The organism is Paenibacillus dendrobii (assembly GCF_009807035.1).
In the GTDB taxonomy this organism is placed as follows: Bacteria; Bacillota; Bacilli; order Paenibacillales; family Paenibacillaceae; genus Paenibacillus_AQ; species Paenibacillus_AQ dendrobii.
In genome coordinates this window covers 109299-122408 of the sequence record NZ_WUBI01000001.1, presented here as the reverse complement: position 1 = coordinate 122408, position 13110 = coordinate 109299, and the positions used below count along the sequence as shown (strand labels likewise).

Here is a 13110-nt window from a genome sequence, read left to right as displayed (position 1 = left end):
TGCATTCGTCTATCGATTCAAGATGACCGAAGTTATTCGTTTGGCAAAAAAAAGGCAGGGCAACCGATTGAATTTCTCGGTCGCCCTGCCTTTTTCGCTTTTCAAATCCATTTCCACTTTGCAACTATTATCAAAAAAAAGGAATACCTCCGCCCGCTAAACAGCCAGTTCTTTCAAACGTGCAACCCGCTCCTGTTCATGTTCGACCAGCCAGGAATCGCGGGAGAGAAGTTCATAGGCTTTCGCGAAGTATGGCTTGGCTTCTTCGTTCCGCGCAAGGGCGAGCAGGCATTCCCCCAATTCTTCGTAAAGATAGCCGTCTGGTTCAAAGCCTTGCTCTGTCTCCTTGAGAAGCTCCTCCTGAATATTCAGCGCCTGTTCTACCCTATTCAAGAGCCGCATCACTTTGGCGATGCTCCATTTGGCAATGAAAATGGTTACCGGATTTCCTTGGCCTTTTCTGAACTCATAGGCACGTTCGAACAAATCGAGCGCTTCTTCCAGCTCCCCCGCTTCCACCTTAGCCCATCCGATATTGTTGTAGAGCGAACCGAGCCAGCGGCCTGCTTGAGGATGGGCCTCTGCATGCGCAAGAGCCTTCAAATTCCACTCCATCCGTTTCTCCGGCGTAGACTCGGCGATGCCCAGCATATGCGCCGCATCCACCGCGTAATCATCTTCACCGCATTGAAGCCCCAGCTCCCAGGCCTCATGAAATACCGGATTAGCCTGTTCTTGCTGTGATGAAGAATTGAACACCCTGCCTCGTTCCAGCAAATAACGAACTCTGGCGGTCGGCCAATCCTCGATCAGCCTTGATTCCACCTGGTCCAAAGTCTCATGTGCTTCCGCGAATTTCCCCTGCAGTCCCTGCGTGCGGGCAATCTGCGTCCAAAGCTCGGTTATGTATTCCCTTCAGGCATAAAAACAACTTCGGTCTTGATGTCCTTGGGCGCAGCGAATTGCAGAAGCTTATATCCTTCTTCCCGAAGGCTATCCATCTCTTTTGCGGTTAGAGAAATGAAGGGTTCAATCGTCAACGTTGCTTTTTCCTTGGTCTTGTCAATCCTCCATATTCCTCTGACAAAACCATCTACTAGGATGACCGACCGTATAATGCCGTTCACCGTGAAGACACGCTTACGATCTGATTCAGACATGATCCGTGACCGGTCGGCATGTGACAGCAATATATTATCGAATTCGCCCAAGAAACGCGGCGGACAAGGTGTGTCAGCAGACGGCCTCGGCGCTTCAGGCAGGTCAAACAACTCATCACCCGCTTCGTTCATGAATGTCTCGAGCTGGGACCGCAATTCTTCCACAACTTCTCTCAGCTTGGTGAGCCCAGACCACACCTGTATATCCTTTACGGTAGCGGGCCCGAAGGCTCCCAAATAACGGAGTACAATATCCTTCGGCTTTGCTATCTGAAGTCGTGTTTCTCCTAGCCATGCTTCTGCAGTGGTGTACGTAGCCTGTCCTCCTCTCCCCCACAATCCCCGTGGCGGAACTTGGACAAGAGGGACCCTATTACGAATAACCATGGACAGCGCTTCCGGATCATGCGTATCCCAACGTTCATGCAGTCTCTTACCGAGCTCGCTTAAAGTGAATGGCGCCGATTCTACCAAGGCCCGCCCGGCTTCGGCGATTTCCTCCAGATCCAGTCCTGTCAGTCTTTTGCTGTAGTTTCCTTTTAACCCCCGCTCCAGAACGGATTGAAATGCATGTCTCATTTCTAGGCAGTCCTTCGCGGATACCAAATGGATTGTCGAGCGCATCAGTGCGATGCGAACAGCCTGTCGACTTTCAATTAACCCCGTTAATTCCTCATGGCAAAAATCTTTGATTCTTGTCCATAAACCGAAGTAGGGTGGATTCGGAGCTTGAGCTTGCAAACCTACCAGCTTCTCGATCGCTTCAATGGCCGGCATCCGTACACGCTCCAGGAGCATCTGTCTTGCCAGCAACGCCCGGTTCAATTCCTGATTCGTCATTACCGTTTGCATGAAATCGTGGGGAGCAGCATTCGATTTGCTTGGCTTGACCAATGTTCTGCCTCCTATTGCCTGATATTAGATGAACCCGTTCCCTTTAATATACGTTGATTGGGTGTATGAGGCAATCCGGGAACTTCGTGACCATCAATTCACTTAAAAAGACAAATGAAGATCCCCCTAGAAGCGGGGGATCTCAGACGAAACAACGATATGGCTCCTTTGTAACTATGATAAGTAATTCAACGATGCCGCCCTTATGTCCTCATTCAATTGAACCAACGACTCATGATGCTCCGGCAGCACAGGCAGCAGCGGCAGACGCGGTTCCCCGGTTTCGATGCCTCTTAAGTTCAGGATATATTTGCAAGCACCATAGAGTGATGGATAACCAAGCAGTTTCTTGATAAATCGGTTGACTGTATGCTGAAGCTGCAGGGCTTCCTCAAAGCGCCCCTCCCGGAAATAAGCATCCAGTTTACAAAACAACTCTGGCATCACGCCGTACGTGCCACCGATCCCGCCATCGGCACCCATGATTCTTCCTGCTAGGAATTGTTCATCCGGACCGTTAAATACGAGGAAATCATCCCCTCCTGCCTCTTTGAACTGTTCCAGTTCAAACGTGCTCTCACCGGACATTTTCACGCCAATGACTTTTTCCTGCTGAGCCAACCTTTTGCATAGATCGAACGAGAGATTAAATCCGGTCGTCTGTGGAATGTTGTATATGATAAACGGCAGATTTGTGCTGTCGATCATGTGCTGCCAATGATTCTCTACCGCCTTTTCCGAAAGCCTGTAATAAACGGAAGGCACCGAGGAGACGGCATCCGCGCCCACCTGCTGCGCATGTATGCACAGGTCCATGCTTTCGCGAGTCGAACTAGCCCCGACGTGAACGATGACCGCCAGCTCTCCCCTCACTTCCTCCAACACGGCTTCCAGAACCTGTTTCCGTTCCTCTGCGCTTTGCAGCATGCCTTCACCAGAGCTGCCGCCCACATACAATCCTTTAACCCCTGACGATGCGTAATATCTTGCAAGTCGTTTGACCCGCTCCTTGTCCACAATCCCTTTCGCATCATATGCGGAATACATGGCGACATAAATGCCCGCAAACTTTGACACGTTGTCTGCTGTCAATGATCCCACTCCCTTTCCCTGGTTATTTCCGATATGCTGTTGCTTGTCATACGTGTGGTTAACTCAATTCTGACTCACCGTATCCGCAAAGTATGATTTATTGACATGCGAGCCCGTTATTTTCTTGATACCTCGGACCGGGGCGGATGCATTACACCGGAATCTTATAGACGAACTTCTCCACGATCGCAGGCGTTTGCTCGTGTGCCCCAACCAAATGCGCATCGTCCGGAAAACAGACGAGAAAACTTCCCGGCTCCAAATACCCTGCAAACCTGCCCCCTTCCTGCATATCTCCGAAAAGGATATCCTGCTCCGGGTCATATTCCGTCCGGTTCGTCAAAGAGCCCTCGCTGCCGACTTCCACATATTCACGCCCTTTCAGGACGATATGGATGTCTATATATTTCCGGTGTGCCTCAAAGCGTTTTTCGCTTTTTGGGGCGGTTGTAAACTGAATCCGATTCTTTTTATAAACCTTAGAGCTCATTTCATCCGGATACCATTCCGCATGCAAATCGGTTGCAATATCCTTTAAGCATTGCGACAAATGGTTATTATCCGAAGCGTGTAAATGAATATTTTCGAGCTTGTCATAGATCATGAGAATTTTAGGCTCCTTTATTCGTGATTTCACTGACACTGACCTTCCGGTCTTCCTTCAGGGATAACGTCAGCGCGTCCGCCGTGGCGATCGAGGCCCGTGCCGCCGTCCCGTCCAGCAGCGGACGGAATTCATCCTCGACTGACGCTCCCTGCATGATGTGATGAAAATAAGCCATTTCTTCCTTCATAATACCCTGAAGCCATAATGGAGGCATCGCGCTTGGTTTGCCATACATAATGGCTCCATCCATCTCCAGGCCCTTATAGATCCGCGTCCGGTCATCGTCTACTTCCTTGGATTCATGCAGCAGGAATCGCTCTTCGCCCTCCGGTGTTTTGAGGACGACCTTTACATCCTGCATATCGATCAGAATGGCTCCCTTGCTCCCCTGAATTTTCACGAAATGATCCGGCCAGCGGAAAGCGGACCCATATTGCAAAGTGGCATACCTCTCGCCGGGAAACTCTAGCGTCAAGAACAGCATGTCATCTTCGTCCCCATACTGCTCCCCTTTATGTGCCACATTGCCGCCCACCATGGTCACCCGTTCAGCGGGACCCATAAGAAACTGGATGAAATCCAGCTCATGGATATGATGATACAAGTGCCCGCCCGAGATTTCTCTCATCTTCTTCCAGCTAACCTGGGGCTGGGCTTCCTCCCAGCCATTGCGCTCGGCGTGACAGAACAGGATCTCCCCGATCTTCCCGCTGTTAATCAGCTGCTTGGCCGTACGCACGCCATTCATGAAATTCATGACATGTCCAGCCATGAACACCCGTCCGTTCTCCTTCGTTTTTCGGATCATCTCGTTGCAATCGGCATAGGACAGCGCGATCGGCTTCTCGCAAAAAACATGTTTTCCATGTTCAGCAGCGCAGAGTACGGGGTTCTTGTGATAGCCGTTTGGTGAGGCCACGATTACCGCGTCCACGTCGGATCTTGAGCAGAGCGATTCCACGCTCTCCTCCATGTCGCAATTCAGCTCCTTCGCCACGGGTTCCGCATGGCTCGGGTCGTATACCGCAACCACCCGGGCACCCTCAATTTCATTCAGGATACGCGCAAGCCCCGCTCCAAAGTATCCTGTTCCCACAATGCCATAATTGACTGTTTTCATCTCTATTAGCTCCTCTCGAAGTCCGTTTTTATTTGACTGATCCATCCGACAATCCTCCGGCAATCTTTTTCTGGATCAGCATGAAAAATATAATGGATGGCACGATGACAATAACGGAAGCAGCCATCATTTCTCCCCAATCCAGAATCTCGGAGCCCGTCAGGGAATATAGCGCAACGGATATCGGCATTTTCTCCGAAGTGTTGATAAGCAGCAGCGCAAACAGAAATTCATTCCATGTATTGATAAAGGTGTAGATCGCCGTCGCCACCACACCCGGAGAAACGGTAGGCAGTACGATTTGCAGAAACACCCTGATCTTTCCGGCTCCATCCACATGGGCCGCCTCTTCAATCTCAAGCGGAACCGTCTGGAAGAAACCGATAAGCATCCAGATCGCATACGGAATGGAGAAGGACAAGTAGGTGATCACAAGCCCCGTCCAAGTATTGACCAGCCCGATTTTGATGATGATGATCGAATACGGAACCGCCAGCAAAATCGGCGGGAACATATAGGTCGTAATCAGCAGCTTGGTCATTTTTTTCCCGGCCTTCGGAAAGAACCGGACGATGCCGTAGGCAGCAAGTGCGGACACCACGATGGTGACCAGCGTTGCCGAAAGCGACACGATCAAGCTGTTTTTGATGTTCGTCGTGAAATGCAGGTTGTGGAGTACCCGGCTGTAATACTCAAAAGTAAACTGCTTCGGGAGCATGGCTAACGGATGATTGGCCATCTCCCCCGAGGTTTTGAAAGAGGATAAAATGATCCAAATCAAGGGAAAGACCGCGATCAGAGATAACAATGACAGAAACACATACATAACGGCGATATTCAGCTTGCTTTGTCCCACGTTGTTCATTAGCGGTCCTCTCTTTCCCATTTATTGAGAAGCCTGAAGTAGAGCAGGCATATACCCAGCAGGAACAGCAGCAAGATGACGGTGATGGCAGACGCAATCCCCAACTGCTTCATGCCCCATCCGGTTTTGTATGCGAAGATCGGCAGCGTTGTCGTCAAATCCGATGGTCCTCCGCCCGTCAGGAGGTACAGAAGATCGAAATTGTTGAAGATCCAAATCGTTCTCAATACCAGCAGCAACCCGATGACGCCACGGATATGGCGTACTGTGATGAACCAGAAGGATTGCAGAGAGGTTGCTCCATCCATCACGGCTGCTTCATACTGGTCCGAGGGGATCGTTTTCAGGGCAGACAAAATGTTGACCATGAACAGCGGCGCACCGAACCACACATTGATGAACACCGCCGTACCGAACACGAATGCCGGATCAGCTAAAAAGTTGATGTTCAGGTGCGTCAGCCCGAGCTGCGTCAGCGAATTGGGCAAAAATCCGTATACATCATTCAAAATCCATTTCCATGAAAACGCGATGACGATCGCGGGAAAAGCCCACGGAATGATCAGCAGCGTTCTGAAAAAGCCGGAGTATTTCGGAATTCTATTCAAGGCCAGAGCGGCCAGGAAGCCGGTGACAAGCTGGCCGGCGATGGAATAGATCGTCCACTTGATCGAATTCAAGAACGCAATGTAAAAGTCGGCGTTCGTGAGCACGAATTTGAAGTTGTCGAACCAAACCCAGCTGTAGCGAGGCCGGATCAAATGCTTCGAGGTGAAGCTGACATACATGCTTGACAGGATCGGATAAATTAACAAGAGAATGACAATCAACACGGCAGGCAGAATGAATAGTATGCCTGTCGTATTGAGCGTTTTAGATTTACTGCTGATCGTCCTCATCTGCTTCACTCCAGTTCTGCTTGCATGGGCGAAAGGAATCTCACCCCCTGCCGGTATTTTATTGTCCCATCGAAAATAGTTTGTTTAGCTCCTTTTCTGCCTTGTGCGCCGCATCTTCCACAGGTTCGTTTTTCAGAACGATGTCCTGGAACATTTTTTCGATAACGCCTTGGCTCGTTAGAATGCCCGACTGCAGCACAGGACTGTATTCCATACCGATGGCTGTCCCTTTATCGACGGCGCTGCTGATGACGTTCACCGCGTTGCTGAATTTCTGGATCGTCGGATTATTCAGGTATTCGGGATCTTCTGCGATGTCTCTCAGTGCGGGCAGCATTCCCGCGGGTACCGAATGAAGGAATTTAATGTACCGTTCCTTCTCGAAGAGGCTCTCGACGAATGCTTTCGCAATGTCCGGATGCTTGCTCTTCTTCCATACAACGACAGGCACGTTTGAGGTTTCGATTCCGCGGTCCGGATCACTCGCATGAATTTTGGGAATCGGAGCCGCATCAATCTGGTCTAACAGAGCCGGCGAGTTGGTTTCTACGCCTCCGATCTGAAAACCACTGTTGAAATCAAACGCCGTTTTTCCTTGGTAAAAGAGGGTTGCCTGGTCGAGCACTTTGAAGTTCACCGAGCCCGACGGAGAAGCAGCCTTGTACATATTGACCCAGTAATTGATGCCATCGATGGCGGCTTTGCTTGTCAGATTCGCCTTGCCGTCCTTCGTAATGAGGGTTTCACCTGCGGAACGCACATAGAAGTTAAGGAAGCGCGTGGCCATCATGTCGCCAAGTCCCATCGGTACGGACAGACCGTATACATTCGGTGGTTGATTTAACGTTTGGGCGGCCTTGAACAGCTCGTCCCATGTTTTCGGCACTTCAAGATTGGCCTTTTTCAAAAGATCCTTCCGGTACCACATGACCTGCGCATGGGAGTAGAGAGGAATGGAGTAATTTTGTCCATCCACCGTAGCTTCCGCAAGCGGCGCTTCATAAAAGCGGTCCCTTCCGATGTTGTCGATCACGTCGTTAAGCGGAACGATAGCCTCCGCATCGAGCATTTCCACCACATGGTTCGGCAGAGCCGTGCTGACGTCGGGTACCTGACCGGACTGGACCCCCGTCGTCCATTTCGTATAAAATTCGGACCACGCAAAGGTTTCGATCTTGATTTTCACGCCCGGATGCTTCGCCATGAAATCAGCTGCGGCTTCCTTCATAAAGTCATTGCGAGCCCCTTGGGTAAAGGAATGCCATAACACAATTTCGCCCTTCATCTCTCCATTTCCGGCGGATGAATTCTCCGAATCCCCGTTGTCGTTCCCGCAAGCCGCAGCGAGCAGCATGAACAGCGACAGCAGCAGCAGCGGCAGCTTTCTTTTCATATTACATTTGCCCCTTCCCGGATCTATAAGATGATTTCAGCCTTCCGTGCTTCATTCGTGCTATACTTGCGTTTTTGAAAAAGACACATCACTCCCATGTCAGAATGCGCTTACATCCCCTCTGTGGATTGGTTTATATCGTTTGTCTATCCTTAACAATACCGGGATTTCCGGTGACAATGAACATAGTAAACCACTCAAAACTAGTACAAATCGCTCAAAAGTTCCCGGAGCGTCAATTAATCCCTCGCCAGCTGCCGGTACGCCTGAGGGGTGACTTTATAATGCCTTTTGAATAATCTGGAAAAATAATTCGGATCCTCGATGCCCACAAAATAGGCGATGTCCGAAATGCGTTCGTCGCTTTCGATAATTTTTTTGGCTGCAACGACCATCTTCAAATCGATCAAAAATTCGCGGGGAGACTTTCCCGTATGCTGCTTGAACAGCCGCCGCAGGGAAGATACGCTGAGATTGACCATTTGTCCCATTTCCTCGACTGTGAGATTCGCGGAGATATGGTTCATCATAAAATCCAAAATGATTTCGACGCGGTTGTCGTTCTTGTTGTCCTTCGGCACCCGCTTTTGCCTGCCGGTACGCTCTGCTCCAGGTTCGACCGAATTGATCAAATACCCCACGATGAGCTCCAGGTAGCCCCGAAGCATGAAATTCTTCCCTTTGCCCGCTGCGTCCCGCTCATGGACGATACTATGAAAATAGTGACGGATGTAGGGGTCCTTACATTGGAATTTGGTGTCAAAGCCCATGATCCCCGACCACACTTCGTTGTCGCTGAGAGGGAAGGCCGCCGTAAAACGGATGCTGATAAAGATCAGGTCATCCGACATCGCTTCACAAGCCAGACTGCTTCCCTGTGGGATGTAGACGATGTCATTCTCTTCGGCCAAATACTCGGTGTCGTCGACAGTGAACTTGGCGCAGCCCTGCTCAATAAACCGGATCATGGAATAGGGGATGGCGGATTCGCTGTAGGTCCACTTACGCGGAAAGGAATACCGCTCTGCAAAAAGATAGTTCAGCCGCAATGCCTGCAGCAAATGATTGACGCTCATGCTTACACTCCGTTTCTTAAAATAAGGGTAGGATGGAATTCAGTGAATGAGTCAAGGGGGAAGCGTTGATTATTGCCGAAGCTCCTAAGCTTTTTTTCATTCTATCGGAAAGCTGCGTGTCATTTTACTGTTAAAATATTCCTAATGGAACCGCTTCGCTGCATTAAAAAAGGAATCGGCATGAAGGACTGCGCAATTCCTTGACAGATTATTTATGAATGATCACGTCGAAACAAAAAACCAAGACTGAAACGATCCTCAGCCTTGGCACAAAGAAATCTATTGAGATTGCAATTGACTCCAAGCTAACAGCACAGCCCCCATGGATGCATCGCTTTTTGGCGTAATGCACTCCATCGCCGGATAATGCTCATGCAGCTTCTCCCGGAACATGGACTGAACAAACGTATTTTTGAGCAATACGCTGCCCGTGATCGCAAGGCAATCTTCCTGAAGCGAAAGAGCTTCCGCCACAGGAATGACGAGATGTACCAGCGAAGCAGCACTTTTTTCGGCTATATACATCGCCGCCTCATCATCTGCTGCGCAGGCATCCGAAAGCATCGGGGCAATCGCCGCAATGTCTTTCTTATTGGTCCGCTTATCATATACGAATCCGATGATGTCCTGAACGGAGTTGGTTTGCAGCCGTTCATACACCAGATCCGTGATCATAGTCTTCGGAATTCGGCCGTCATGCGCCTGCACCACCGCTGACAGCAGATCGCGGCCGATCGCATAACCGCTTCCTTCATCATCGATCAAATGACCGTAGCCGCCTGCACGATGAGTCATTCCGGCCTTGTTTTTACCGAGTCCAATCGAACCGGTCCCGGCAATCAGGATCATTCCGTAGGCTCTTTCATGCGCTCCATACAAAGCCGTCTCGTGATCCCCTGTAATATGGAGGCCGCCCTGATACCCGCTGTTTCTGATCTGTGTCGTCAATCGGTTCACCACGGTCGGATTGCTGACACCGGCAGCTCCGATGCACATCTGAGCGCAGTTATCAATTCCGCCGCAGGCTTGACCGATTTGCTCTACGATCTCTTTCAGGCTCGCGGCGATACTGGACTCATCTTGACCGTTGTAATTGATGGCCCCGGAAACGAAGGTTTTCACCACCAAACCTTGTTCATTGGCGACCGTAACGGCGGTTTTGGTACCTCCGCCATCCAAACCGGCTACAAATTTCATTGCTTGCTGTCACTTCCCCGCTTCATATAATCAGCCATTCAAGAATTATTGACGAAGGCTCAGTTTACCTGTAGGTACCGATTCTCCACCAAGAATACGGATGACGGATTGAATGGCCATTCTCGTATATTCGAATGCAGCCAGACCGCAAACGTCGCCTTCCAGCATTTCGAGGTCATACGGCTTGCCAAGAGCAACCGCCGTAACCTGCTTTCCATCGCGGTATAACCGGTTAACAAGCTCCAGTTGACCGGTATGATCGCAACCATTATACAAGCCTACGACGATTTTGGAGTAGCCCTGAACGCTTTCAACGATGCGCTCCAGTTCCTGCTTATCGGGATTTAGGTCCGTCAGCAAATGTTCCGTTCCAAGCGCTGCTGCTGCAAGTGCCGGGAATGACAGCTCGGTGCTCGCATGACTGGATGCCTGATCCGGACGGTTCGGCAGACTGCCAATGATCATCGTATCGGATGCACCATGACCGATGGATTCAAGCTTGCCGCTCACATGACAGATGCTTTCCAGACTGATAGCTTCCGCAGCACGTTGGTTCACTGCGTGTTCATCTTTAGAACATTCTTCATGGGTAACCTGACCATATTTCGCTTTGTAGTACAGCACCTTTTCGACGGCCTCATCCACGATGGCAATCGGCAATTCCCCCGTTTCCACCGCTTGCTCGATCCGTTCGACGGCATCCATGACAAGCTGACCCGAATGGCTGATGAACAGCAGATGCACACCCGCTTTAAGAGCTCCAACGGCTCCTTCCGCAGTTCCGTAATATTTCTGGATGGCGTTCATTTCCAGGCAATCCGAAATGACAAGTCCTTGATAACCCATTTTGTCCTTGAGCAGGTCGGTGATAATCGTACGCGACATCGTGGCAGGCACGCCGGTTTTCTCGATCGACGGGAACAGGATGTGTGCGCTGGTCAAGGCTTCCGCACCGCTGTCGATGGCAGCCTGGAACGGTTTTAATTCAAGTTCAGCAAGCGCTTCAAGCGATTTATCGATTGAAGGCAATCCCAAATGGGAGTCAACCGCCGTATCGCCATGGCCTGGAAAATGCTTGATCGCAGCGAGTACGCCGCCCTCTTCCAGCCCGCGCATCATTTGCAGCCCATACTCGGTAACAACCTCCGCCGTATCCCCGTAAGAACGTACATTGATGACCGGATTTTTCTTATTATTATTGATATCCAGCACCGGAGCAAGATTGAAGTTCATGCCAAGGGCACGCATTTCGCGGGCAGTAATCCGTCCAGCCGCATAGGCATTCTCCGGACGTCCCGTCGAGGCGATCGCCATGGCTCCGGACACGTTGACCGCATCCTTCGGAAGACGCGTTACACGCCCGCCCTCCTGGTCAATGGAGATCAGTGCGGGATGTCCCGTCTGCTCCGTGATTTGCACCTGCAGCTCGGTGCACAGGTCCTTCACTTGCTTCTTATCCTTCACGTTATGCGCGAATAAAATGATATTTCCGATTTTATAGTCTGCAATCAGGCGCTGAGTCGCTTCATCGAGATCATGACCAGGAAAACCCGCAACGATGAGCTGGCCGACTTTTTCTCTTAATGTTAATTCTTTCATCAGGATCGGCTCCTTAAGTTTAGTTCATTTCGTTAGTACAGATGATATTCCGCTTTCAGTTTCGCAAATTCGCCGCTTTCCGCGCGGAATTGTTCCAGCAAGGCATCCACGTCAAGTTTGTCTTGAAGATACACGTTGTCTCCGCCCAGCAATTCAATAAACGACCGTGAATTTTCCTTCAGCGGCGGCAGAAACGAAAAGTCCTCGTACCGGTTCTTAATCGTTGACAGCAGCCTAACACCCGTCTCAAGCGGCTGAACTACGCGGTAATCCGTCATATGAATCTGCACGCCCCCGCACTGCTCTCCCTGGAATTTCGAGAAGGAAGGCTTGAAATATACTGGGCGGAAAATAACCCCCGGCAGCTTCATCCCATTCATCTCTGCGGCAAGCTTCTCCGCATCGATGAAAGGCGCACCGATCATCTCGAACGGAGCGGTTGTCCCGCGTCCTTCCGACATATTCGTGCCTTCGAACAAACAGGTCCCCGGATAAATCAATGCTGTTTCGAACCGCGGGATTCCCAAGGACGGCATAATCCATTGACGGCCGGTTTCCGGGAACAGCATTTGACGTTCCCAACCTTGGCAGCGGATAACATGCAGTTTGGCATTCCAGCCCATCTGCTCGTTGGCCATCGTCGCCACCTCTCCGGCAGTCAGTCCGTAGCGCACGGCAAGCGGGTAACCTCCTACAAATGATTCATAGCCCGGCTTCAATATATTTCCTTCCACCGTGATGCCATCCAGCGGATTGATTCGATCAAGAATAACGATCTCCTTGCCTGCCTTGGCGCAGTCTTCCAGAGCGTACAGCATGGTATAAATAAAGGTATAATATCGGGTGCCGACATCCTGAATGTCGTACACGACCATATCCACTTCATCCAGCATTTCTTGGCTCAAACGCTTGGAATCCTTGCGGTACAAACTGTACACCGGTACGCCGGTAATCGGATCGGTATAGGTCTCGACCATGGCACCCGCAGCCTGATCCCCGCGAACGCCATGCTCCGGCGAGAAGAGCGCAGCCAGATGAAAGTTCTCATGCAATATTTGGATCGTAGACACAAAGTCTTTATTTAAACCGGTCGGTGAAGTAATCAGTCCGAGTTTCTTTCCCTTGAACAAATGCGCCGCTTCCATGATCGTATCGATTCCGTTTAGAATCATCGCTGCTTCCCCCTCGAAAAAGATGATTTTGAAAAA

At 50.5% G+C, this 13110-nt stretch carries 12 protein-coding genes; all 12 read right to left on the bottom strand.

All coding sequences use genetic code 11. From position 1 onward, the window contains the following. Positions 1–156: 156 nt before the first annotated feature. Positions 157–825, bottom strand: a complete 669-nt coding sequence (locus tag GRF59_RS00515) for a tetratricopeptide repeat protein (RefSeq protein WP_160495732.1) — start codon at positions 823–825, stop codon at positions 157–159. A 77-nt stretch (positions 826–902) separates the two neighbouring features. Further along, positions 903–2054 carry a winged helix DNA-binding domain-containing protein gene (locus GRF59_RS00510; RefSeq protein ID WP_237391567.1) on the bottom strand — a complete coding sequence of 384 codons (1152 nt, stop codon included), beginning with the start codon at positions 2052–2054 and terminating at the stop codon, positions 903–905. A 174-nt stretch (positions 2055–2228) separates the two neighbouring features. Beyond that, the gene (locus tag GRF59_RS00505; RefSeq protein ID WP_341479980.1) at positions 2229–3131 is read right to left on the bottom strand and encodes a dihydrodipicolinate synthase family protein; all 903 of its coding nucleotides are present in this window, start codon (positions 3129–3131) and stop codon (positions 2229–2231) included. 166 nt (positions 3132–3297) lie between these two features. After that, positions 3298–3783: a NanQ anomerase/TabA/YiaL family protein gene (locus GRF59_RS00500; RefSeq protein WP_341479979.1), complete on the bottom strand. Its 486-nt coding sequence runs from the start codon at positions 3781–3783 to the stop codon at positions 3298–3300. Further along, complete coding sequence (locus tag GRF59_RS00495) at positions 3758–4873, bottom strand: Gfo/Idh/MocA family protein (RefSeq protein ID WP_160495729.1); 1116 nt, start codon at positions 4871–4873, stop codon at positions 3758–3760. The genes GRF59_RS00500 and GRF59_RS00495 overlap by 26 nt, the downstream gene beginning before the upstream one ends. Before the next feature lie 28 nt (positions 4874–4901). Beyond that, positions 4902–5738 carry a carbohydrate ABC transporter permease gene (locus GRF59_RS00490; RefSeq protein WP_160495728.1) on the bottom strand — a complete coding sequence of 279 codons (837 nt, stop codon included), beginning with the start codon at positions 5736–5738 and terminating at the stop codon, positions 4902–4904. Continuing rightward, on the bottom strand, positions 5738–6637 hold the full coding sequence (locus GRF59_RS00485; protein WP_160495727.1) for a carbohydrate ABC transporter permease: 900 nt from the start codon (positions 6635–6637) through the stop codon (positions 5738–5740). The genes GRF59_RS00490 and GRF59_RS00485 overlap by 1 nt, the downstream gene beginning before the upstream one ends. A 58-nt stretch (positions 6638–6695) precedes the next feature. Continuing rightward, positions 6696–8030: an ABC transporter substrate-binding protein gene (locus GRF59_RS00480; protein WP_160495726.1), complete on the bottom strand. Its 1335-nt coding sequence runs from the start codon at positions 8028–8030 to the stop codon at positions 6696–6698. A 239-nt stretch (positions 8031–8269) separates the two neighbouring features. Beyond that, a complete protein-coding gene (locus GRF59_RS00475; RefSeq protein WP_160495725.1) occupies positions 8270–9106 on the bottom strand; it encodes an AraC family transcriptional regulator in 837 nt (278 codons plus the stop codon). A 279-nt stretch (positions 9107–9385) separates the two neighbouring features. Next, positions 9386–10303: an N-acetylglucosamine kinase gene (locus tag GRF59_RS00470; protein WP_160495724.1), complete on the bottom strand. Its 918-nt coding sequence runs from the start codon at positions 10301–10303 to the stop codon at positions 9386–9388. A 45-nt stretch (positions 10304–10348) separates the two neighbouring features. Then, positions 10349–11902, bottom strand: a complete 1554-nt coding sequence (locus GRF59_RS00465) for a glycoside hydrolase family 3 protein (protein ID WP_160495723.1) — start codon at positions 11900–11902, stop codon at positions 10349–10351. 32 nt (positions 11903–11934) lie between these two features. Beyond that, positions 11935–13074: an exo-beta-N-acetylmuramidase NamZ family protein gene (locus GRF59_RS00460; protein WP_160495722.1), complete on the bottom strand. Its 1140-nt coding sequence runs from the start codon at positions 13072–13074 to the stop codon at positions 11935–11937. Positions 13075–13110 lie beyond the last annotated feature (36 nt).